Origin of the sequence: Micromonospora sp. NPDC048871, assembly GCF_043198155.1 — a bacterium.
Taxonomy (GTDB): Bacteria; Actinomycetota; Actinomycetes; order Mycobacteriales; family Micromonosporaceae; genus Micromonospora.
This window is the reverse complement of sequence record NZ_JBICUM010000005.1, coordinates 329,505-351,116: the sequence shown is the minus strand read 5'-3', so window position 1 is coordinate 351,116 and position 21,612 is coordinate 329,505. Positions and strand designations below refer to the sequence as shown.

Below are 21,612 nucleotides of genomic sequence, written 5' to 3'. Positions count from 1 at the left end.
CTGAGAATCGCTTTGCGGCAGTCGTGAGTGATAGGGCGTGGCTACGCGTGGGGCGGGATGTTCTCGGCGGATGCCTGGTCGAACTCGTGGCGGTTGTGGAGGATGTCGCTCTGGTGCCCACGGACCCAGTGCACGAGTCCGTCCACGGCCTCGCTCAGTGAGCGGCCGAGCGGCGTCAGGGCATATTCAACCCTCGGGGGTACTTCCGGGTATGCGGTCCTGGTCACCAACCCGTCGCGGGTGAGTGCGCGCAGCGTCTGGCTGAGCATCCGCTGCGAGATGCCGGTGACCTGCTCGTGCAGCGCGGTGAAGCGCAGTGGGCCGGAGGCCAGGACCGTGATGGTCAGCAGGGTCCATTTGTCGCCCACCCGCGCCAGCACGTCGCGGACGAGTTCGATCGTCTGGATGCAGTCCGGCGGGACCTCACGCTGTGCGAGTTCGGCACCAAGGCGGCTTGTCACGACTCTCTGTTCCTCGTGCGTCAGTAGCTGACTTCAAAGTGCGTATGGGCGAGCCGGACTAAATCCGCCGGCCGCACGTTTCTTACTGATCGTAACGGACGTGCGGCCAACCCTTTGGTGGCCGTCGCACGCCCACTGAGAACAGTTCGTCGGGTGGCGCGTCGAATGCCTGCTCGGTGAAGTCCACGCCGGCGAACCGGCGCCGCACCGCCGGGGTCAGGTCCGGAGAACTACGTGTCCGGGTCCAGATCACCGTGGCTCCTGGCGCGCACAGCCTCGGCAGTGAGCTGATCGTCGCTCGGGCGTGCTGGTCACTGATGTTGGGACTCCGGCCGCTGGTGTTGCGTGGATTGCTTGGATCGCCCGCCGTAGAGGGCTACGAAGACGCGGTCCCGCAGGATCTCGTACTGCTGACGACATCGCCGAGGTGGGCCCGGCGGGCGTTGCTGGACCTGACCGCCGACAACGACTTCCGGTGGCTGGAACTGGTCAGCCGTCAGGTCGATCTCGCGGCCGTCGGCCAATCGATTCCAGTAGTGGTAGCCGACCCTGACGTCTCCGGCGAGGACCTCGCCGAGGATCAGCTCTCCGCCGAGCAGGTCCTGGATGATCAAGGCAGTCACCCCGCATTGACCACGGGCCGGGTTGCCGGTGTGCCAATCCTGCACATCGTGCGGGTCGCAGGTATCCGCTCCCCAGGCGCCACGTAGTACCGGCCGCAGCATCTCCAGGTCAATCGCGAGCGGGACTGATCGTCGGTCGCGCTCTTCAGACATCACCCAGGAAGGATCATCCTTCGACCGGGTCGAGAGTCAAGGAATACCCCGCCTCGGGTACTGGTCAGGACGCCGGCAAAGTCGTGACGGCGTCTGACTTGTGAGGCTTGGGGTGGAAGCGCCGTTGGCGGTGGCAGCAAGACGGCCGATTCAGAAGATCATCAAGGTTCTCTACGCCATGCTGATCGCCCGAAGTGCGTCATGCCCACGCTGCCATCATCGCTGATATCTTCCCTGTCCTGTGCACCGACTCTGACCGTTGCCGACTTATCACCGAGTGGAGTACCGGCATGCCAGAAGGCTGGCAGTGGGATCAGAGTCTGTTCCGAGGTAGCGCCGGGTATTACGACCAAGGGCGGCTGCCGTACGCGCCGGGCTACACCGACCGACTCGCCGAGACTCTGGGACTCGATGGTCACGGCCGGCTGTTGGACGTGGGCTGCGGCCCAGGCACCGTGACACTGCCATTCGCGCGGTACTTCGTCGAGGCGGTGGGCATGGATCCGGATCCGGAGATGCTGGCCGAGGCGGCGCGGCATGCCGACTCCCTCGGCGTGCGGAACGTGACCTGGGTCGAGGCCCGGGCGGAGGATCTTCCCCGTGGGCTGGGAATCTTCCAGGTGGTGCTGTTCGCGCAGTCGTTCCATTGGACCGACCGGGACCGCGTCGCGGCGACGGTCTTGGAGATGCTGGAACCAGGCGGCTGGATCGTGCACCTCAGCGACCTGAAGACGCCTCGCGCCGATCCCGCCCCTCTGCCGTATCCGGCGCCGCCGTACGACCGGATCGCCTCGCTGACCCGAAAGTACCTGGGCGACGTGCGCCGTGCTGGACAGGGCGTCCTGGTGAACGGAACGCCCAGCGGCGAGCGAGAAGTCCTGGCTCGGGCCGGCTTCACGGCTCTCAGCCGTCTCGTCGTCCCGTCAGGGGCGGTGGTCGAACGCAGCGAGGACGATGTCGTCGCCTGGGCATTCTCGCGGTCGGACATGGCGCCGCACCTGTTCGGGGAGCGGCTGAAAAACTTCGAGCGGGACCTACGCGAGTTGCTGCGGGAGATTTCTCCCGATGGCGTCTTCGCCGAGCAACTGCCGGACACCGAGATTCTGTACGGACACAAGCCCGCCCAGGCGTAAGTGGGCCGCCTTCCGGTCCCATGGAAACGGAGGGCGGCCCGACGCAAGCTCACTCGGCGCGGCGCATCGCAGTCGCGATCTCAGCAGGCCGCCGAAGTCGAAGATGAGCGCCTTGACCGTCATCGCGGCGGTAGCCCAATCCAGCCACCGCGGCCAGCGGCTGCCGCAGTCAGGCCAGGCGGTGAGCTCTAGTCAAAGCACATGACCGGCCCGGAGCTTGGGAAAGGACAATCCGCGTGCTGCATAAGACCTCGACGGAACTATCCGCTCAGAACCGCGCTCGCTGACCGGGCTGACGGTAGGCACGAGGACCTGCTCCTACATCTCCGGCACCTGTCTGGCCCAGCCGATGAACCGGCGGTGCAGTGCCCCTGCCGGTGCCCAAGGCATGTCCTCGGCCGCCTGCACGAGACAGACCCCGAGGTAGAGCGCCAACGACACCGGCGCGCCCGCGTACTCCGCGCGCAGCTCACGCCGCCGCGTCGGACAAGGCCAGGGCAGGTCACAGCCACCACAGCTCCAGATCGGCATGACCGGGCCGTGGGTGGTCACCGCACACCGCCCAGAAACCGGGCCACGCTCGCGCGAGCCTGCCGACTGGTCGCCCACTCCACCTGCCAACACGGGTACGGCACCAACAGCGACCACCACACCCGGCAACCAGCACACATCCCATCAAGCCCACGAACGTGTACGGCGAGAATCGTCCGTTCCGGCCCGCCGGTCACTGCTCACCCTCCCCAGGCCAGTGACCACGATTGATCGGAATGCGATGTCGAGCACGGCAGGGCAGGTCGGCTCCGCACCGACAGACCCGCCGCCACCGCCGCCAACACCACACCGGTCGATGCCGCCGGGCGAAGGTCATCGCGGTAGCCGACAGGTACTCGTCGTACGAGACGCGCCGCTTCAGCGGCACAGAAGAATCCCCACCCGCCGAAGGCTGTTGTGCGCCTCGCGCCTGATCCAACAGCCGCTGCCTGGCGGCCTCCTGCTCCATGGTCTGGATGCGCTGTCCGAAGCCGGAGACCACCGGCGGCGGGAGGTACCGGCTGACGATCCGCCGCAGGAGTCCGATGCCCACTGTCATGTGTCCGGCCCTCCGTCTCGAGGGCGCGGAGGGACACCTGCTGATGTGTCTCGTTCCGCGCCCGGGTGCAGTGAGGTCCAGCCTCACGCCGTGCGCGGCAACGATCCAGAAGGTGACTGTCCGCTAACCAGGTGTGCTGTCCGCTGATGGTCGACGTCCGGGTGCGTACTCGATGCACAGATCACGCAATGTCGCGGCCTCTGGTGCCCCCGACTGCTCCACCTTCGTCAGTAGTTCCGCAGCCCGCCACCAGTTCGACGGCACCACCCGCCCGGACTCCACAGCCTGCGCCCCAAGAGCGACCGCCTCATCCGGCTGCCCGGCGGCGACCAGGGCAAGGCCGAGGTCGAGACGGGCCGACGCGGACCGGCGGGGCCGCGCTCCCCCATCGCCGTACGGGTCCAAATCGGCCAACACAGCCCGCGCCACCTGCTCGGCACCGGGGTCACCCGCCCACGCCAGAGTCGTGGCCGTGTACGCGGCAGCCTTGGCCGGGTCGTACCGATAGTGGTGCTCGGCTCGCTCAGGAACCGGCAGATTCGCCGTCAGCCGCTCGACCCGGTCCAATGCCCGCCGCGTCGCACCGACGTCCCCGATCCGCGCCCACGCACGAGCCTCCTGGGCAGTCGCCTGAATGCGGGCAGAGCTGCCCTTCGGGGCGACCCGCTGAGCTTGTTCGGAGAGATCGAGTGCCGTCCGGTAGTCGCCTTGAGTCAGCATGTCCCAGGCCCGGGTTTCGAGACACCATGCCTGGATCTCGGCATGCTCAGCATGTTCGGCAAGATCACGAGCAGCTCGCAAGTGGGCAGCCGCAGCAGCCCGCTGCCGCAGGTCGATATGCACCGTCGCCCGCAGCACCGCCAACCAGCCACCGGCAACCAACAACCGTCGTTGTTGAGCAAGCGTGACCCGTCCATCCAACAGCCGCCCGACATAGGCGAGGTGCCGCCGTACCAGCGGCAACAGATCCGCCGGGGCCATCGTCGGATAGGCACTGGCGAGGTCGTCAACGCCCTGCTCGATCCGTTCGAGCAGGTCCCTGCTGACATCGCTGGCGGCGACTCTCGCCCGCAGCTCGCCGGCCTCGGCCGCATGGTCGACAGGCGCATCGACCAGTCGGGCAAGCAAACCCCCCGCGTCGAGAACCCGGTCCAAGTGGCGCGCCGTGTCGACCGTCGGAGCCTTGAGCCCTGCCTCCAACTCGTGCAGATGGCTCTTACTCCGATGAGCGAGCTGCCCCAGGGCTCGAAGCGACAAACCACGTCGCTCCCGGAACTCACGCAGAGCTACGCCGAAGCGCGGATCGACGGACGAGGCCATAGCGCCGCTCCAAGCTCAAGATGCCAGGTGAACTCCCCCAGCCACTTCCCCCGTCGACGGTACCCCCAACGCCGAGCATCGTTGACCCCTCGCTTGTAAGTTCCGGGCGCTTCGTCAGAGACGTCCACGCACGTCTCTGACGTCGGGCGGTAGTCCGGCTCGATCCGAGGTCATCCGGCCCGGTGACGCCCGTCCCGGCCTGGTTCGCCTGGCCCGGTTGCTGCACTTCGCTCCTGTATCTCCGGCACCTGCCTGGCCCAGCCGATGAACCGGCGGTGCAGTGCCCCTGCCGGTGCCCAAGGCATGTCCTCGGCCGCCTGCACGAGACAGACCCCGAGGTAGAGCGCCAGCGACACCGGCGCGCCCGCGTACTCCGCGCGCAGCTCACGCCGCCGCGTCGGACAAGGCCAGGGCAGGTCACAGCCACCACAGCTCCAGATCGGCACCACCGGGCCATGGGTGGTCACCGCACACCGCCCAGAAACCGGGCCATGCTCGCGCGAGCCTGCCGACTGGTCGCCCAATCCACCTGCCAGCACGGGTACGGCACCAGCCGCGCCCACCACACCCGACAACCGACGCACATCCCGTCGAGCCCACGCACGTGTACCGCGAGGATCGTCCGTTCCGGCCCGCCGGTCACTGCTCACCCTCCCCAGGCCAGTGACCACGATTGATCGGAATGCGATGTCGAGCACGGCAGGGCAGGTCGGCCCCGCACCGACAGACCCGCCGCCACCGCCGCCAACACCACACCGGTCGATGCCGCCGGGCAAAGGTCAACGCCGTAGCCGACAGGTACTCGTCGTACGAGACTCTCCGGTGGCCTGAGGGAGGTATGGCAGGAAAACCTGCCCGCGCTGGGCTCACCGGTGGCTCCCTGTCGCGTCCCCGGTGCGCTGATCACGCGTCGTCGGCGCGTACGGCGTGGTCTGGATCGGTTCGCGGTGCCAGTGCGTGTCCCGTGACCTCTTCGCCTGGTCCAGCAGCCTCCGCTGCGCTGCGGCCTGCTCGGCGGCCTGGTGGCGTTGACCCGTTCCCGGCGGCGGGGGTGACTCCGCGCGTCGCAGCAGCCACCGCAGAATGTCGCGCAGCTCGGACCGGATCGCCACAGGTTCCGCCTCCCTCGTCGCGGGTGGGCGAGTGGCGACGGCAGCGCGGATGTCAGGTGTCGCGCTCGGGTTCACGTCGCCACCCGGCGGACACGGTCGGCGAAGCGGCTACTTCCTGCCGTCGTGTCCTGATCGGAACGTTATGGACGGCACGGTGTGTGTTGGAACACTTACGCACCACTACTGGGTGGAGACCCCCATGCGCTCGCACAGGCCTCGCAGTTCCGTGGAGACCAGCCCTCGGCGCAGCAGCCCACGTGCGACTTCTCGCGCCGCCGTCGATGACCGGGTGTGCTGCGGACCGACCCGTTCGGCCGCCAGCAACATCCGCACCGCGTCTCGCTCCCGCTCAGCCGCCACCATCGCGCGGGTCATGTCCAGCCAGTAGTACACCTGCCGCACGGCGGGAAGTTCCCCAACCGTCACCCCGGCAGCCGCCTGCAACGCCTCCTGCGGACGTCCGGTGTCGAGCAGGTAGGCCATCCGCCACAGCGCCACGTTGCTCGGCCCCCACAACAGGTCCCAGCTTGTCGTCTCCCCGGTGTGCGCGGCGATCCGCGCCGCCTCGTCGAGGTGATCCTCGGCGGCCGACTGATCCTTCATGCCGGCAAGGTGATGCGCGCGGGCCAGGTGCAGGAATCCGAGCACATCCAGCGCGGTGTCCGCACCGCTACCCTCCAAGTCCGCTCCGGCCCGATCGCAGTACGCCCGCGCAGGGCCGTACGCGCCGGTGTACGCCGACACCCGAGCCCGATTCGCCGCCGCGACCCCCACCGCAACCGGATCATCAAGCAGGTGCGCAGCTACCGCACAACGCTCCGCTGCCAACCAGGCATGGGCCGAGTAACCCACGTTCAGCAACGAACCCATTGCCACCCCGTACACCGGCACCATCAACCCGTACGCCGCCCGCCGGTCGGTCACCCCGTGCAGGGCGGGAAGCAGATCCACCAGCCGGCGCAGGGCTCCGGCGTAGTCGCACCGGCCGTACAGATCCCGCACCAGCGACGACTCCCGGTCCACCTGCTCCACAGTGGCCGCCCCGACGACCGGCGGCCCATCGAACGGATACGCCATCATCGCCCGCCACACCCGCTCGGCGTCGATACGCGCACCATCAAGCTGCCGATCAGCCGGCGTATACGGCTGCCCGGTGAGGTCGAAAACCGAACACTCCAGGGCTGCGGCCAGATCCACCACCATGTACCGATCCGTACGCTGAACACCGCGCTCGATCCGCGACCACGTCGTATGCGAGATACCCGCGCGACTCGCGGCATGCCGGATACTCCAGCCACGCAACTCGCGCCGGGCCCGGATGCGCTCACCCACCGAAGGGTCAGCAGGTATGGCTCGGCGAGGCACAGCAATCCCTCTCGAACAACGACCAGATACGGCAGGGCAGCCAGCGACCACACTGCCACCGACGGTACCCCCGACTGACAGTGCTTTACAGTCCGCCACCAAGCGACAAGCCCCGAGCGCCTATCCCCACAGCACTGAAGCGGAACCATGACCCCGGCTGGTCTACCAGGGGCAACGGCGGCCGACGCCTGCTTATGTCCACGGTTGACGACGTTTGACGGTGTCTTGTGCCTCCGGCGTCCCCACGCAGCTACCACCGGCATACGACGCGATCGAGCCTCACCAGCCTGCCGTCGAGGGACAAGCAGCATTCTCGTCAGCCAGCGTCAGGCTCCAACTGGTCTTCGGTCCTGTTGCTGTGCGTGTGGGTGATATACCCTGCTGTGATGGTGGCGGGCGAGCTACGGCAGCAGACCGGCAGCATTGGCGTAGATAGAGCTAAGCGGTGGCTAAACTATTCGACCCGCGTCGCGTCGATCTACACAAATACTGACAAGGTTTTTAAGGACCTGCTGCATTTTCAGTGGCCCTATGGTGGTCAAGGCTTCAGCTTTGACCTGGAGGGAAAGTTGCGTGGCGGCGATCTGCACGACCAGTCATTTATGGCAGAAGTCAAGGCATATCGCTACGAGATGGACTCAGCGACAGAGTACCGAAAGTTCATCGCCGAATGCTACGTGGCATTCCAAGAAAAGCCCGACCGATGCGATAATCTAATCTGGCTATCCTGGGCCCCATTTCAAGCCCAAAGCTGGCATAAACATCGAAGTCCGGAGTCCATCAAGAAGCACCTCCTTCACGCCGAAAACACCTTTCGAGTTTTTGGAACAGAGTCAGCCGAGGAAGCGCTAGGAAAACTAGACACCCAAGTAATATACGAATTGACCAACCGCTTATGGCTATTGACCCTCTGCGACGAGCAGGAGGGTCTAGTAATCACGAGCGACCACTACCAGCGGATTATGGCGTTCATGGGCATCGGAGAGGAGTCCTAATGAGCGGCGAATTAAGCGCGGCTCTGCGCCATGCGCTAGACTTCGACACACCGGACCGTCGAATCGACTCCTTGAAGACGAGCGTGAGCAACTTCCTGCGATCCGGAGACCCGTCTGCCCGAGTCAGGAAGACCGAATATTTCAATCACACTTTCGCACCAGACCTGGTGCTGACCTGGCCGCAGGAAAACCGGGAAAGACTCGTCTTTCTGCGCACCGATCCAAACCCAGAATGGCTAGCGGCTGACCTGAAGATTATCGCATCCAGCCACCCGATTATGCTCACTCTAGATGACTCCGGATCCGAACGGTACTCAGTCGCTCACGAACGCTTGGAAATGGCCGCGAAAGAGGCTCGTGCCCTGATTACGAATCCGGATGCAATCGAGGAATTTGTGTCCCCTCGTGTCCCGATTACTTCGGTGCTCACGAACGCCGTTATCCGTGGTGGCCTAGGCATAGTCGATGAGCAGGCGGCGAGGGGTGCGACCGAATCCGCCATCGCTGCTTTCTCTGCTGCGGAGCACTTGGAGGCGGAGCCGATCAGATCGGCCCTTGTAGCGGCCGAAGGCATGTTGGACGACGAGCAGGCAAACCGATTCAGTCGTCTTTACCGGGCAGTCTGGGAAGGACAGGGCGGCACCCCTGAGAATTTCCCATCCCATCGCAATCTGACCGGTCCACTAACAGGCAGAGACCTGTCCCTTCTTCTAGCAACCCTCACAACTGCCGACGTGCAATTCTGGCGGAGGATCGGTCGAAACGTCCGACTCGAACAAATAGTAGCCCTAGGGCCAGAATCGGGACCGAACCTAGGTCATCTAGTCGAAGCGAATTTGGATCGATTGCTAGCACGCGGAGCGCGCGTCTTTGGCCAAAGCCGCACGTCGATCCCTGAGGGCCAGAGTGCAAACTGGGGAATACAAAACGACTGTCTAGCACTGCGCGGCGACGGCTGGATTGCTTACTTCGCCACCAGGTCAAACGACTTGCCTCCGCATGAAAGGCGACGCGGCGTGTCGGTTACCACCTTGATTGATGGCGTCCGCCAACTGGGAGTCCGCATGACGGAAGTCAAAGTACAGCAAGCCAACTTCGCCATCTCGATCCAAGCTGTTGGCAATGCTGACGTTGTCGACAGTCCGGACTTCGGGCAGCTAGTGGCTCGTGGTGACTCCTTGGCACAGACGGCTGCAATAGCGATGTCCAGCGGGCGTAATCTAATAGCAGATTTCGTCACTGGAACAGCCATGGGCCATACCAACGCCTCTTACCCACTTGATGAACTAGCCCAAGCCGCAGTTCGGCTCCTACTTGAGTTGAACAATCGGGCTGCGCCCGATGCTGACGTGAGGCTGGTATCTGGCCGTGACCCAGTAGCAATTCAGGACCCGCTTTGGGAGTGAGGCCCTCCTAGCCGCCCGCCATGCCATCCCGATGCTAATTTGTAAGCAAGGGCGAGGGCGGCGAAGTCGGCGCGTAGGGCGCTGTAGACGTCACGGACTATGCAGCGCTTCAAGCCAGCAAGATTTCTTCGTTGCTGAGTTCGGTGGAAAGAAGCCGGCATCACCGAGAGACTTCGGCACAGGCAGGTGCAAGATCAGGATTGTTCTTGCCGCCGCACGATCTTGCCGCTGTGTCGTTGCGATGGTCCGCACAGGCGGAATTGTCGGGACCCCTTCCTATAGTGAAGGCATGCGATGCACAGCACCCAGTCAAGGCCACCGCACCTCCAGCGGTGCCGCCGCATGCCCCGTCCATGGCCGATCGTCGTACCGGTCTTACACGTCCTACTCGCCCCCGTCCAACTACGCTTCGCCCACCCCTTCCCGCAGCGACGGCGGAAGCGGGTCCTCCGGTGGTGGCGGTGGCAGTCGATCGATCCGACCTCGGTGGTCGCCAGCTGGCTCACCCGTTGCTTACACCTCTGACGAAGTCGCGGCGCTGGACCGCTATCGCAGTACGGTCGAGGCGGTAGGACCTCGGGCTAAGACGTACGACCTGTTCCTCTGTCACGCCTGGGACGACCGGCGTGGAACCGCGACGGAACTGCACGATCTCCTTGAAGCCGAGGACGTGTCGGTCTGGTTCAGCGAGAGGGACATCGTGCTCGGCCAGCCGTTCATGAGGGAAATCGACAAGGGTCTAGCCAAGACGCGCATTGGTCTCGTCCTCATCACGCCCGCACTCCTCAGGCGCGTCGAGAGCGGCGGGGTGTCCGAGAAGGAACTCTCGGAACTGCTGTCGCGTGACCTGCTGATCCCTGTCGCGCATGGGGTCACCTACGATGAGATTCGGTCGGTCAGCCCGCTCCTCGGCTCCCGCCACGGACTGAGCACCGAAGAGGACTCCATGGAGGACATCGCCAAGAAGATCGCCGAACTGATCGCCGTGTAATTCCTGGCGCTTCTGGACGGACCTCCGGTACCGGCTCACCGGCTCGACGCCGATTAACGGTCGAACGGGCGCTACTGCCGCGATTCGGGCGACCATCAGCTACCGCCAGGAGTGGTTTTCCAACCTCCTCAAACAGTGTCGGCTGAGCGGGGACCGACTGGTCCTGTCATGGGGATGCGCTGCATGACACCGATCATGGCAGCTTCGCGACAGCCTGCGGAACGGGTGCGGCTTGAGCAGGTGGAACGTGCTGCGGTCGCGGCCTCAGCCCAAGGCGCGGGCCAGTTCGGTGCGGGAGCGGATGCCGAGTCGGTGGTAGATGTTGCGCAGGTGGTGGTCGATGGTCCGGGTGGACAGGAACATCTGCGTGGCGACTTCCCGGTTGGTGGCTCCGGCGGCGACCAGTTGGGCGATGCGCAATTGCTGGCCGGTGAGCAGCCGCACCGCCTGGCGATCCGGCGTACCGACGGACTCCCCCGCCGCGCGTAGCTCCACGGTGGTCTGCCGCGCCCACACGTCGGCACCGAGCAGGACGAAGGTCTGCCGGGCCCGGTGCAGGTGGTCGCGGGCGTCGCGGGGCCGCCGGTTGCGGCGTAGTTCCCGGCCGAAGAGCAGTTCGGTGCGGGCCCGTTCGAAGGCGGCGGCGTCGGCCGGGTGCAGGCACAACGCCCGGTCGAAGTGTTCCTCGGCTTCGATGCTGCCGCGCGGGGCCAGCAGCGCGTGGCAGCGGGCCGACAGCGCCCGGCGCAGCGGGCTGGCGGTGCTGCCGGCCCAGCGGTCGAATACGGCGAGCGCGGCTCGGGCCCGGGCGGTTCTGCCGTCGTGGGCGGCGGCTTCCACCAGGTGGGGTGTGGCCATCACCTGGACGAGCACCTGGCCGCGCCCGGTGCCGGGTCGGGCCAGCGTGGCCAGCCGGTCGGCCGCGTCGGCGTACCGGGCGTCGACCAGGTCCAGCACCCCGAGGGCCCACTGGGCGAGGGCGTACGGGCGGCTGCCGGGTGCGGCGGTGTCGCCCAGTTCGGCGACGTGGCCGAGGCAGGCGTCGTGGTCGGCCCGCACGGCCGCCAGCACGGCGAGCAGACCCAGGTGTACGCCGGCGGTGGCGTGCTGTCCGGCGGCCCGGGCCACCCGCAGTCCTTCCTGGCAGCTCTTCGCTGCGGCGTCGTGCCGGCCCAGCCAGTATTCGCTCATCGCGCGTAGTTCCAGCGCCCTGGGCAGCAGCGACACCTCACCACGGTCGGTGGCCAGGTCGACGGCGTCCTCGGCTAGCCGGTACGCCGCGGCGTCGACCGCGACCAGTAGGCCGGCTGCAGCCGCACCGGTCAACGCGGTCGGGGTGACTGCGGCACCGGTCAGCCGGCCGCCGAGGGCCACCGCCCGACGTAGCAGCGGGCCGCCGTGGGCGTGCTCGCCGCGCAGGGTGGCGGCGACCCCGGCGACCAGGGTGGTCAGCAGGTCCGCCCACGGTGGATCCTGGTCGCGGCGGAGTGCCTGCACCCGGCGGGCCACCTCGGCGTAGCGGTGGTGGTCGCCGGAGAAGCAGACGGCCTCACCGGCGCGGACCAGGGCGACCAGCGCCGACTCGCGGTCGATGTCGGCCAGCGCGGTGGCGGCGGTCAGCAGGGTGGGCAGGGCGGTCGAGGCGCGACCACAGCGCAGGTGCATCTCACCCCGCAGCAGTTCGGCCAGGCCGCCCGTGGCAGCGGTCACCGGCGGGTCAGTGGCGCTGCGCCCGGTCGACGCGGGTGCGGCAATCGGCAGGCCAGGGGCGCTACAGCCGGTCGACGCGGGTCGGGGAATCGGCAGGCCGACAGCGCTGCGGCCGGTCGGCGCGGCCGGGGTCATCGGCAGGCCAGCGGTGCGGCAACCGATCGGCTGGGGTGGCGGTGCGCCGGTCGCGTCGGCGACCCGGTGCAGTAGCGCCTGGGCGCGTTCGGGTTGTCCCGCCTGCCAGGCGTAGCGGGCCGCGGTGACCTGCCGGGCGGTGGCGAGCACCGGTTCGTCGCTGAGTTCGGCGGCTCGGGTCAGCGCGGTCGCGGCGACGGACCGGTCCTGGTGGGCTGCCGCCGCGACCTCCAACTCGGCCGCCAACGCCGGATCATCTCCGTCGATCACGGCGGCCCGGTGCAGGGCCCGACGCAGCCGCGAGCCGGGGCCGTCGAGGACGGCGGCGAGCAGCAGGTGGGCGTCGCGGCGGGCGGCGACGGAGGCGGTAGCCTCGATCATGCTGCGGGCCAGGCGTCGGGGAAAGTCGGCACCACCGGGTGTGGTGATCCGGATCAGCCCGGCGGCCTCGGCGGGCGCCAGTGCCTCGACGCCGCTGCCGGCGGCGCGCAACGCCCGGCCCAGGGTTAGCGGGTCCACGGCGGCGGCCCGGCCGGTCGGGGTCGGGTTGGCGAGGTCGGCCGCGGCGATCGCGGCCAGCAGCAACGCGCCTCGGGTGTCGCGTGGCAGGCGAGCCAGCAGGGCGCGGTAGGTCCGGCCCAGGACCCCGTCGGCCGGGGGCATCGTCGGCAGGGGTTCCGCGCCGCACCACTGGCCGGGGGTGAGTGAGTCCGCCAGGTCGACCAGGGCCTGGGGGTTGCCGCAGGCCAGGCCGCCCAGGGCGGCCAGCACCGGCTCGGGCGGGGGTGGCCCCGGGCAGCGGGCGGCCAGCAGGGCGAGGCTGTCGGTACGGTCCAGCGGCAGCAGGCGGTGGCCGGGTACCGCCTGCGCCGCCGTGTCGGTGGCGGAGGTGAGCAGCAGCACCACCGGCAGGTGTGCGAGCCGCCGGGCCACGAAGGTCAGCACCTGGGCGGTCGGCACATCCCCGGCGTCGAGGTCGTCCATGGTGCACAGCAGCGGACCGGCGTGGGCAGCGCTGGCCAGCAGTCCGAGTACGGCGGTGGAGAGGATGAGCCGGTCTTCCTCGGGGCAGCCCTCCCCGGCCAGGGCGCGGCACAGCACCTGCCGCTGCCGTTCGGGCAGCGCCTCGGCGTGGTCGAGCACGGGGTCGAGCAGGCGTTGCAGTCCGGCGTAGGGCAGCGTCGCCTCGTCGGCCAGGCCGGCGGCGGCGAGCAGGCGGCGGCCTGCGCGGTGGCGGTGGGCGTACGCCAGCAGGGCGGTGCGCCCGGCGCCGGGTTCGCCGTGCAGCAGGAGCGCTCCCCCGGCCGGTGCGGCGAGCAGCGACCGGATCTCCCGGCACTCCCCCTGCCGGCCCCGTAGCACTTCTATTTGCACTGCTGATGCACTAACCATGCATCGAGTCTCGCCTATTGGGCAGCGCTTGAAAAGAGGCAAACTGCAACACTGCGGAAACCAACCCGTCAGGACACCCTGCGGGCCGGCGTCCCCCTCAGCCCTCGCCCACCTGCATCAGCAGTGCGCCGACGGTACGGGCCATCACCGCCCGGGCGGCGTCCACCCCCAGCCCTAGGCTGTCGCGCAGGGTGGACCAGACCGGCCAGGTGCTGGCCGCCACCACCGCGTTGATCACCTGCTCCCGGGCCGGCCCGGCCCGGTCGAGTTCCTCGGCGAACAACTGCTCGACCTCGTCGCGTACCCGGGCGATGTGCTTGAGCCGGTTGCGGCGCAACTGGGCGGAGTGGGGTTCGCGCAGTTGGGCCGCCCGCGCCGAGGGGGCGATCAGTTGCAGCAGCTTGGCCCGTTGCCGACAGAAGGCGTCGACCCGCTTGGCCAGGGGCAGGGTGGGCGAGATCGGCCGCCAGGCGGCGTCCTGCTGGCGGAGCAGTTCCGCGCCGCTGGCCTCGAAGAGGGTCTCCATGTCCTTGAAGTTGGTCCAGAGCGTACGCAGGGAGATGCCGGCCCGTTCGGCGATGCGCTCCCCGGTCGGCCGCAGGTCACCCTCGGTGATGAGCGCCAGATGGGCCTCCACGATCGCCGCCCGGGTACGCTCCGCCCGCGCGGTACGCCCGTCGATCCGACCGGCCGCCTCGGCACTGACCATCCGCGCCCGTCTCCTCACCGCTGTGTTCCTCGTGCCAGCCGAGTCTAGACGCGCGCCGGTTCGGCATCCGCGTCCCGATACCGGCGCAGTTCCCGGCGGGCCAGGGACTGCCGGTGCACCTCGTCGGGGCCGTCGGCGATGCGTACCGCCCGGGCCCGGGTCCAGAGCCGGGCCAGCGGGGTGTCCTGACTGACCCCGGCCGCCCCGTGGGCCTGCACCGCCCGGTCGATGATCCATTCGACCGTCTCCGGCACCGCGATCTTGATGGCCTGGATCTCGGTGTGGGCGGCCCGGTTACCGACGGTGTCCATCAGCCAGGCGGTCTTGAGCACCAGCAGGCGGGCCTGTTCCAGGCGGACCCGGGCCTGGGCGATCCAGTCCCGCACCACCCCCTGCTCGGCCAGGGGCGCGCCGAAGGCGTGCCGCTGGCTGACCCGTCGGCACATCAACTCGACGGCCCGTTCCGCCATGCCCAGCAGCCGCATGCAGTGGTGCACCCGGCCCGGACCGAGCCGGGCCTGCGAGATGGCGAAGCCGGAACCCTCCGCCCCGATCAGATTGGTCACCGGCACCCGTACGTCGACGAAGTCGATCTCCGCGTGGCCGCCGTGGTCGCCGTCGTCGTACCCGAAGGCCGTCATACCTCGGCGGACGGTGACCCCCGGGGTGTCCCGGGGGATCAGGATCTGGCTGTGCTGTTGGTGCCGGGGGGCGCAGGGGTCGGTCCGGCCCATCACGATGAAGATCGCGCACTGCGGGTCCATCGCCCCGGTGACGAACCATTTGCGGCCGTTGACGACGTACTCGTCCCCGTCACGTTCGATGCGGGTGGCGATGTTCGTGGCGTCCGAGGAGGCCACGGCCGGTTCGGTCATCGCGAAGGCGGACCGGATCCGGGCGTCGAGCAGCGGGGTGAGCCACTGCTCGCGTTGCTGCGCGGAGCCGAACTGGGCCAGCAGTTCCATGTTGCCGGTGTCCGGGGCGGCGCAGTTGAGGGCCACCGGGGCCAGCCAGGGGCAGTGTCCGGTGATCTCCGCCAGGGGCGCGTACTGGAGGTTGGTCAGGCCGGCGCCGTGCTCGCCGGGCAGGAAGAGGTTCCACAGCCCGCGTCGCCGCGCCTCGGTCTGGAGTTCGGCCACCACCGGGGGCACCCGCCACGGCTCGCCCGGCTCCCGGGCCTGGGCCTCGAAGACCGGCTCGGCCGGGTAGACGCATTCGGTCATGAAGTCGCTCAGCCGCTCCCGCAGCCGCTCGGTGGTGTCGTCGTAGCGGAAGTCCACCTCAGACCTCTCCGTCCGGTTCGCCTTCGGTCTGTTGCTGGAGCCGGTTCATCCCGCGCAGCCAGCGGTCCGGGTCGGCGGCCCGATTGGCGTACCAGGCGGCTACCTCCGGGTGCGGCAGGACGAGGAACCGTTCGTCGGTCAGGGCCGCCAGCACGCAGTCGGCCACCTGGTCGACCGTGACGGCGGTGGCCTCCAGCAGGGCGCTGCCCATGGCGTCCGCCCCGGCCAGCATCGGGGTACGCACCCCCTGGGGGCAGAGCACCTGCACCACCAGGCCCCGGTGGGCGTAGGTGGCCCGCAGCCACTCGGCGAAGCTGACGGCGGCGTGTTTGGTCACCGCGTACGGCGCGTTGCCGAGCATGGTCAGCAGGCCGGCGGCCGAGGCGGTGACCAGCAGCCGCCCTCGCCCGGCGGCCAGCCAGGAGGGCAGCAGTTCCCGGGCGGCGTACACGTGGGACATCAGGTTGACCCGCCAGGCCCGCTCCCAGCCGGCCTCGGTGTCGTCGGCGGGCACCACTCCGGCGTTGGCGCAGTACAGGTCTACCCGGCCTAGCCGTCGGCGGGCCAGGTTCACCAGGTCGGCCACCCCGGCCGGGTCGGCGGCGTCACCGGGGCAGGCGTACCCCCCGATGCGCTCGGCCACCCGCTGCGCCGCCTCGGCGTCCAGGTCGTTGACGATCACCTCGGCACCGGCGGCGGCGAACCGCTCGGCGAGGGCCGCCCCGATGCCGGAGCCCGCGCCGGTCACCACCACGGCCGCCCCGGGCAGCCGCAGTCCGCCGGTGGTGGGGTCGGGGGGTCTGTCGCCGGTGGGCATGGTCCTCCGTCCCGGGTAGGGCCTGGCCCGCACCCCCCGTTGGAGTGCGGACCAGGCGGGCGGCTCAGGCGGTCGGTACCCCGTTGGCCGGTGGGGTCACCGGCGCGACGGTGTACTCCTGGACCGGTCCGTCGTTCTCGTCGGTCTCGTAGGTGGGTCCGAAGAAGCTCTGCTTGCCCTCGGTGACCCGGGTCAGCCGGCCACCGCCGTAGCCGGAGTGGTCGGTGGCGGAGAAGCGCAGCGGCGCCACCCCCGGACCCTGGTAGCCGCCCTTGCGTACGGCCTCGATCAACGACTGGCGGGTCAGGTCCTTGCCGGCGGCCTGGAGCGCCTGCACGAACAGGTAACCCACCGCCATCCCGTAGACGGTGTTGCCGTCGAACTCCGCCCCGCTGTTGTGCTCAGTGTTGATCTTGTTGAACAGTTGGATCCAGGGGTTCTCGGTGTCGGTCTGCATCGGCAGGTAGTTCAGGCCGACCATCCCCTCCAGCAGCCCGGCGGCGTCGCCGAGTTGCCGGGCCAGGGTCGGGTGGTCACTGCCGACGTTCGACACCACCCACTGGGGGCGGTAGCCGAGCCGGGCAGCGGTGCCGACGGACAGGGCGGTGAAGCCGGGCACGGTGGCGAGGATGACGACCTCGCAGCCGGCCTCCTTGAAGGCGCCGATCTGCGGGGCGACATTGGTGTTGCTGGTCACGTAGGTTTGCTTGGCGGTCACCCCGCCGGCACCGAGCACCTTCTCCACCCCGACCAGGGCGTCGCGTCCGAAGTCGTCGTCCTGGCCGAGGAAGCAGACCTTGCTACCCGGCATGGTGCTCTTGACGTGGGTGGCCAGGATCTTGCCCTCGACGGTGTAGTCCGGGTTGAAGCCGAAGGTGTTCGGATACTTGTCGGGCTGGTCCCAGCTGCGGCTGCCGGAGGCCACGAAGAGGTCCGGCACCCGGTTGCTGTGCAGGAAGTCCAGCACACCGGTGTGGGTCGGGGTGCCGAGCCCGTTGATCACGGCGAAGACCTTGTCCTGGAGGACCAGCTGCCGCACCACCTGCTGGGTGGTGGCGGGGTTGTAGCCGTCATCCATGATCTTGTAAGTGATCTTGCGGCCGTGCACTCCCCCGTTGGCGTTGACGTAGTCGAAGTACGCCTTCGTCGCCGGGGCGATCTTCGAGTAGCCGGCGGAGGCCGGTCCGGTCAGCGGCATGTGGGTGCCGACGACGATCTCCGTGTCGGTGACCCCGGGAACCGGCTCCCCGGAGCCGGGAGCGTCGTCCGCGCCGCAGGCGGTGAGGCCGAGCAGCAGGGTGAGGGTGGTGGCGATCACGAGACCGCGCCGTGCCGTGGTTCGCATGGGACACCGACCTTTCATCGGTCCGGTTGTGCGAGATGGGTGGGTGGGGGTGGGACGGTCACGACCGCCCGACCGGCCGGCGGGTGCGTAGCCGGTGGGTCAGCCGGGACAACAGACCCTGCACACCGCCGGGTGCGGCGATCATGACCACGATCAAGGTGGCCCCGAAGATCGCCAGCGGAAGGTTGCCCTCCAGCCGCTGCGCCGCCGCCGGTGACAGGGTGAACAGGTTCGTAAGCGAGTGGGTCAGGTCGGGCAGGGCGACCAGCAGGAGGGCGCCCCACACCGCACCGGCGAGTCGACCCAGACCGCCGATGACGACCGCCATCAGCAGGAACAGCGACAGGGTCAGACCGAAGGCGCCGGGTGACACGCTCTGGGCGAGCACCGCCAGCAGGGCACCACCCAGGCCGGCACCGGCCGCGCTGACCACGAAGGCGATGACCTGGGTACGGGCCACATGGATGCCGGCCAGGCGAGCGGCCACCTCGTCGTCGCGGACCGCCCGGAACAGGCGGCCGTACCGGCTGCGGACCAGGTTGGCCAGCACCACCAGGCAGAGCAGGGTGGTCCCGGCGGCCACCCAGAGCTGCCACCGCTCGTGCGGGAAGTAGAGCCCCAGGCTCTCCGGTGCGGGCGCCACCGGCACCGGCAGGCCCTGCTCGCCGTTGAAGACCCCGTCCAGGGTGACCGTCAGGGCCGGCACCACCACCGCCACGGCCAGGGTGAGCCCGGCCAGGTAGGGCCCGCGTAGCCGGGCGGCGGCCACCCCGACGACCAGCCCCACCACGACGGTGACCAGCACCGCCGCCGCCAGCGACCCGATCAGGGTCAGCCCGGAGGTGACCCCCCGGTCGAAGAAGGCGGCCTGGCACAGGGCCACCGTGTACGCCCCGGTGGCCATCAGCGCCCCGTGCCCCAGCGACAGCTGTCCGCAGAGTCCGGTCAGGATGGTCAGCCCGGCGGTGGCGCAGAGGTAGGCGGCCACCGTGGCCAGTTGGAAGTTGCGGTACGAGTCGAGCTGGTAGCTGACCATCAGCACCGCCAGCCCCACCCCCGCCGCGACGAGGAGATGCCGGAGCAGGGTGGGCATCGTACGGCCGGAACGGAGGGCTTCGGAGGCACGGACTCGGCGGGGCGGGGCCGAGGCCCGGGTGGCGCTCACACCTGCCTCGCGGTGACCGGGGCGAACAGCCCACCGGGGCGGACCAGCAGCACCGTCAGCAGCAGGGCGAGCACCGCCAGCGGGATGAGGTCGCCCCCGGCGTACCCGCTGACGTAGGAGAGCAGCAGGCCGACCCCCAGGCCACCGACGACCGCGCCGGGTGGGCTGTCCAGCCCGCCGAGCACCGCGGCGGTGAAGGCGGAGACGAAGACCAGGTCCATCGCGTGCGGGTGCAGGCCCAGCTCGGTGGGGATGACCAGCATCCCGGCCAGCGCCCCGACCCCGGAGGCCAGGGCCCAGCCGAGGGTGAGCATCCCGCCGACGTTCACCCCGAGCAGCCGGGACACCTCCGGGGCGAAGGCCGCCGCCCGCATCCGTAATCCGATCGCGGTCCGGGTGAAGACCCAGACCAGGGCCGCCCCGACCACCCCCACGGCCGCGAAGACGAACAGGTCGTACGGGGACAGCACGGCCGTCCCGCCCACCGTCAGTGCGGTACGACTGAACGGGGTCTGGGCGGGCAGGTACTCGTTGCCGTAGACCATGCCGAGGATCGCCTGGATCAACAGGACCAGGCCGAGGGAGACGATCACCGGGTTGAGGGGTGAGCGGTGGTCAACCAGCCGCATCACCGCCACGTCGACCAGGGCCCCGAGCAGCAGTCCGGCCAGCAGTGCCGCGGCGAACCCCAGCCAGTAGGAGCCGGTCGCGGCGGTGACGCTGTAGGCGACATAGGCGGCGGCGACCGCCATGGCGCCCTGGGCGAAGTTGACGATCCGACCGGCGCGCCAGATGAGCACCAGGGCCAGTGCGAACGCGGCGTAGACCGCGCCCCTCGACAAACCGTCGAGGGTGAGGAAGAGGAAGCGGTCCACGGTCCTCCCAGCCTTCTTTCAGAATCCGAGGTAGGCGTGGCGCAGGTCGGTGTCGTCACGCAGCCGCTCGGCCGGGGCGGCCAGGACGACCCGGCCCAGCGACATCACGATGCCCTGGTCGGCCACGGCCAGGGCGCTGCGCACGTTTTGCTCCACCAGCAGCACGGTCAGCCCGGTGTCGTCGCGCAGTTGGCGCAGCAACGCCATGGTCTGCGCCACCACCCGGGGGGCCAGGCCGAGGGAGGGTTCGTCCAGCAGCAGCAGGCGAGGGCGGCCGACCAGGGCCCGCCCGAGGGCCAGCATCTGCCGTTCGCCACCGGAGAGCTGGTGGCCGAGGTGTCGCCGCCGTCGGGCCAGTGGCTCGAACAGCTGGTAGACCTCGTCCAGGGCGCGGGCGGCGTCGCTGCGATCGCGCCGCCACAGGGCACCCAGGCGCAGGTTCTCCGCGACGGTGAGTTCGCCGATCACGCCGCGCCCCTCCGGCACGTGGGCCACCCCACGGCGGACCAGCTGCTCCACCGGGGTGCCGCGCAGGTCCCGCCCGTCGAACAGGATCCGGCCGGCGGTCGGGCGCAACATGCCCGACAGGGTGCGCAGCAGGGTGGTCTTGCCGGCGCCGTTGGCACCGATCACGGCGGCGATGGTGCCGGCGGGCACCTGCAGGCCCACCTCGTGCAGCACCGGCACCGGGCCGTAGCCGGCGGCCAGGGCTTCGACGGCGAGCAGGTCGGCGGCCACTACGCGGCCTCGTCCACGGTCGCGCCGAGGTAGGCGTCGACCACGGCCGGGTCCTCCCGGACCGCCTCGGGTGGCCCGGCGGCGACCACCCGTCCGAAGTCGAGCACCACGATGCGGTCGCAGACCGCCATGACCAGGTCCATGTGGTGCTCCACCAGCAGCACGGCACAGGGGTCGTCGGCCCGGTGCGGCAAGCTCCGGATCAGCTCCGCCAGGGAGTCCACGTCCTCGGCTCCCAGGCCGCCGGCCGGTTCGTCGAGCAGCAGCAGGCGGGGTCGGGCGGCCAGCGCGCGGGCGAGCCCCACCCGCTGGCGTACGGCGAAGGGCAGGGTGCCCGGCATGGCGTCGGCGTACTTCTCGATGCCCAGCTCCGCCAGGACGGTGCGGGCGTGTTCGCGCAGCCGGTGCTCCTCGCGGTCGCTGCGGGGCAGGCCCAGCAGGGCCGGCAGCAGGCCGGTGCGGGCGGTGTGGGTGGCCCCGGTCATCACGTTCTCCAGCACGGTGAGCCCACCGAAGAGGCCGGTGGCCTGGAGGGTGCGAGCGATGCCCAGCCGGGTCAGCCGGTGCGGTCGGGGCCGCAGGGGTCGACCGTCGAGGGTCAGGGTGCCGGTGTTAGCGGCGACGAAGCCGCACACCACGTTGAACAGGGTGGTCTTGCCGGCCCCGTTGGGACCGATCACCCCGACCACCTCACCCGGACCGACCTCCAGGGAGACCTCGTCGAGGGCGGTGAGGCCGCCGAAACGGACGCCGACCTGGTGCAGTGCGAGACCCGCCGCCATCTACCCGCCCCT

The 21,612-nt window shown here is 69.2% G+C and carries 19 protein-coding genes and 1 pseudogene; 4 read left to right on the top strand and 16 right to left on the bottom strand.

Features of this window, described 5'->3' with window-relative positions:
• Nucleotides 1-41: 41 nt before the first annotated feature.
• A complete protein-coding gene (locus ACGFIK_RS15140; RefSeq protein ID WP_327026427.1) occupies nucleotides 42-461 on the bottom strand; it encodes a helix-turn-helix domain-containing protein in 420 nt (139 codons plus the stop codon).
• 311 nt (nucleotides 462-772) lie between these two features.
• Nucleotides 773-1,237, bottom strand: coding sequence for a hypothetical protein (locus tag ACGFIK_RS15135; RefSeq protein WP_327027147.1), 465 nt, complete (start codon nucleotides 1,235-1,237; stop codon nucleotides 773-775).
• Between the two features lie 290 nt (nucleotides 1,238-1,527).
• Here ACGFIK_RS15135 and ACGFIK_RS15130 point away from each other — a divergent pair, with 290 nt between their 5' ends.
• Nucleotides 1,528-2,370, top strand: coding sequence for a class I SAM-dependent methyltransferase (locus tag ACGFIK_RS15130; RefSeq protein WP_327026428.1), 843 nt, complete (start codon nucleotides 1,528-1,530; stop codon nucleotides 2,368-2,370).
• Nucleotides 2,371-2,688: 318 nt separating this feature from the next.
• Here the strand turns inward: ACGFIK_RS15130 and ACGFIK_RS15125 are convergent, their stop codons facing one another.
• The 5 genes and pseudogenes from ACGFIK_RS15125 to ACGFIK_RS15105 all read right to left on the bottom strand — a co-directional run bounded on the left by ACGFIK_RS15125 (nucleotide 2,689) and on the right by ACGFIK_RS15105 (nucleotide 7,224).
• Complete coding sequence (locus ACGFIK_RS15125) at nucleotides 2,689-2,922, bottom strand: hypothetical protein (protein ID WP_013733301.1); 234 nt, start codon at nucleotides 2,920-2,922, stop codon at nucleotides 2,689-2,691.
• A gap of 661 nt (nucleotides 2,923-3,583) precedes the next feature.
• Nucleotides 3,584-4,780 carry a helix-turn-helix transcriptional regulator gene (locus ACGFIK_RS15120; protein ID WP_327026429.1) on the bottom strand — a complete coding sequence of 399 codons (1,197 nt, stop codon included), beginning with the start codon at nucleotides 4,778-4,780 and terminating at the stop codon, nucleotides 3,584-3,586.
• Between the two features lie 463 nt (nucleotides 4,781-5,243).
• A pseudogene (locus ACGFIK_RS15115) lies at nucleotides 5,244-5,687 on the bottom strand (hypothetical protein).
• Entirely contained in the window at nucleotides 5,647-5,892 is a 246-nt protein-coding gene (locus tag ACGFIK_RS15110) for a hypothetical protein (RefSeq protein ID WP_327026430.1), read from the bottom strand. Before ACGFIK_RS15110 ends, ACGFIK_RS15115 begins: the two are co-directional and overlap by 41 nt.
• A gap of 180 nt (nucleotides 5,893-6,072) precedes the next feature.
• Nucleotides 6,073-7,224 (bottom strand): helix-turn-helix transcriptional regulator, encoded by a 1,152-nt coding sequence (locus tag ACGFIK_RS15105; protein ID WP_327026431.1) that lies wholly within the window; start codon nucleotides 7,222-7,224, stop codon nucleotides 6,073-6,075.
• Between the two features lie 419 nt (nucleotides 7,225-7,643).
• Here ACGFIK_RS15105 and ACGFIK_RS15100 point away from each other — a divergent pair, with 419 nt between their 5' ends.
• The 3 genes from ACGFIK_RS15100 to ACGFIK_RS15090 are packed head-to-tail and all read left to right on the top strand — an operon-like array spanning nucleotide 7,644 to nucleotide 10,649.
• Nucleotides 7,644-8,252 carry a hypothetical protein gene (locus tag ACGFIK_RS15100; protein WP_327026432.1) on the top strand — a complete coding sequence of 203 codons (609 nt, stop codon included), beginning with the start codon at nucleotides 7,644-7,646 and terminating at the stop codon, nucleotides 8,250-8,252.
• Complete coding sequence (locus tag ACGFIK_RS15095; protein WP_327026433.1) at nucleotides 8,252-9,658, top strand: hypothetical protein; 1,407 nt, start codon at nucleotides 8,252-8,254, stop codon at nucleotides 9,656-9,658. The genes ACGFIK_RS15100 and ACGFIK_RS15095 overlap by 1 nt, the downstream gene beginning before the upstream one ends.
• Before the next feature lie 31 nt (nucleotides 9,659-9,689).
• Complete coding sequence (locus ACGFIK_RS15090) at nucleotides 9,690-10,649, top strand: toll/interleukin-1 receptor domain-containing protein (protein ID WP_393339748.1); 960 nt, start codon at nucleotides 9,690-9,692, stop codon at nucleotides 10,647-10,649.
• A gap of 264 nt (nucleotides 10,650-10,913) precedes the next feature.
• Here the strand turns inward: ACGFIK_RS15090 and ACGFIK_RS15085 are convergent, their stop codons facing one another.
• The 9 genes from ACGFIK_RS15085 to ACGFIK_RS15045 all read right to left on the bottom strand — a co-directional run bounded on the left by ACGFIK_RS15085 (nucleotide 10,914) and on the right by ACGFIK_RS15045 (nucleotide 21,600).
• Nucleotides 10,914-13,886 carry a LuxR C-terminal-related transcriptional regulator gene (locus ACGFIK_RS15085; RefSeq protein WP_393339745.1) on the bottom strand — a complete coding sequence of 991 codons (2,973 nt, stop codon included), beginning with the start codon at nucleotides 13,884-13,886 and terminating at the stop codon, nucleotides 10,914-10,916.
• A gap of 97 nt (nucleotides 13,887-13,983) precedes the next feature.
• Nucleotides 13,984-14,595 (bottom strand): TetR/AcrR family transcriptional regulator, encoded by a 612-nt coding sequence (locus ACGFIK_RS15080; protein ID WP_393339842.1) that lies wholly within the window; start codon nucleotides 14,593-14,595, stop codon nucleotides 13,984-13,986.
• 44 nt (nucleotides 14,596-14,639) lie between these two features.
• On the bottom strand, nucleotides 14,640-15,875 hold the full coding sequence (locus ACGFIK_RS15075) for an acyl-CoA dehydrogenase family protein (protein WP_393339742.1): 1,236 nt from the start codon (nucleotides 15,873-15,875) through the stop codon (nucleotides 14,640-14,642).
• Between the two features lies 1 nt (nucleotide 15,876).
• A complete protein-coding gene (locus tag ACGFIK_RS15070) occupies nucleotides 15,877-16,653 on the bottom strand; it encodes an SDR family oxidoreductase (protein ID WP_393339839.1) in 777 nt (258 codons plus the stop codon).
• A gap of 106 nt (nucleotides 16,654-16,759) precedes the next feature.
• On the bottom strand, nucleotides 16,760-18,040 hold the full coding sequence (locus ACGFIK_RS15065) for an ABC transporter substrate-binding protein (protein WP_393339739.1): 1,281 nt from the start codon (nucleotides 18,038-18,040) through the stop codon (nucleotides 16,760-16,762).
• Between the two features lie 58 nt (nucleotides 18,041-18,098).
• The gene (locus ACGFIK_RS15060) at nucleotides 18,099-19,133 is read right to left on the bottom strand and encodes a branched-chain amino acid ABC transporter permease (RefSeq protein WP_327026439.1); all 1,035 of its coding nucleotides are present in this window, start codon (nucleotides 19,131-19,133) and stop codon (nucleotides 18,099-18,101) included.
• 68 nt (nucleotides 19,134-19,201) lie between these two features.
• Complete coding sequence (locus ACGFIK_RS15055) at nucleotides 19,202-20,080, bottom strand: branched-chain amino acid ABC transporter permease (RefSeq protein ID WP_327026440.1); 879 nt, start codon at nucleotides 20,078-20,080, stop codon at nucleotides 19,202-19,204.
• 18 nt (nucleotides 20,081-20,098) lie between these two features.
• Entirely contained in the window at nucleotides 20,099-20,818 is a 720-nt protein-coding gene (locus ACGFIK_RS15050; protein WP_327026441.1) for an ABC transporter ATP-binding protein, read from the bottom strand.
• Complete coding sequence (locus tag ACGFIK_RS15045) at nucleotides 20,818-21,600, bottom strand: ATP-binding cassette domain-containing protein (protein ID WP_327026442.1); 783 nt, start codon at nucleotides 21,598-21,600, stop codon at nucleotides 20,818-20,820. The genes ACGFIK_RS15050 and ACGFIK_RS15045 overlap by 1 nt, the downstream gene beginning before the upstream one ends.
• Nucleotides 21,601-21,612: the final 12 nt, after the last annotated feature.

Coding starts and splice junctions, on each gene's coding strand:
- ACGFIK_RS15135 (WP_327027147.1), bottom strand. CDS start 1,237: ATGTCTGAAGAGCGCGACCGACGATCAGTCCCGCTCGCGATTGACCTG.
- ACGFIK_RS15130 (WP_327026428.1), top strand. CDS start 1,528: ATGCCAGAAGGCTGGCAGTGGGATCAGAGTCTGTTCCGAGGTAGCGCC.
- ACGFIK_RS15120 (WP_327026429.1), bottom strand. CDS start 4,780: ATGGCCTCGTCCGTCGATCCGCGCTTCGGCGTAGCTCTGCGTGAGTTC.
- ACGFIK_RS15100 (WP_327026432.1), top strand. CDS start 7,644: ATGGTGGCGGGCGAGCTACGGCAGCAGACCGGCAGCATTGGCGTAGAT.
- ACGFIK_RS15095 (WP_327026433.1), top strand. CDS start 8,252: ATGAGCGGCGAATTAAGCGCGGCTCTGCGCCATGCGCTAGACTTCGAC.
- ACGFIK_RS15090 (WP_393339748.1), top strand. CDS start 9,690: ATGCTAATTTGTAAGCAAGGGCGAGGGCGGCGAAGTCGGCGCGTAGGG.
- ACGFIK_RS15085 (WP_393339745.1), bottom strand. CDS start 13,886: ATGGTTAGTGCATCAGCAGTGCAAATAGAAGTGCTACGGGGCCGGCAG.
- ACGFIK_RS15080 (WP_393339842.1), bottom strand. CDS start 14,595: ATGGTCAGTGCCGAGGCGGCCGGTCGGATCGACGGGCGTACCGCGCGG.
- ACGFIK_RS15065 (WP_393339739.1), bottom strand. CDS start 18,040: ATGCGAACCACGGCACGGCGCGGTCTCGTGATCGCCACCACCCTCACC.
- ACGFIK_RS15060 (WP_327026439.1), bottom strand. CDS start 19,133: ATGCCCACCCTGCTCCGGCATCTCCTCGTCGCGGCGGGGGTGGGGCTG.
- ACGFIK_RS15045 (WP_327026442.1), bottom strand. CDS start 21,600: ATGGCGGCGGGTCTCGCACTGCACCAGGTCGGCGTCCGTTTCGGCGGC.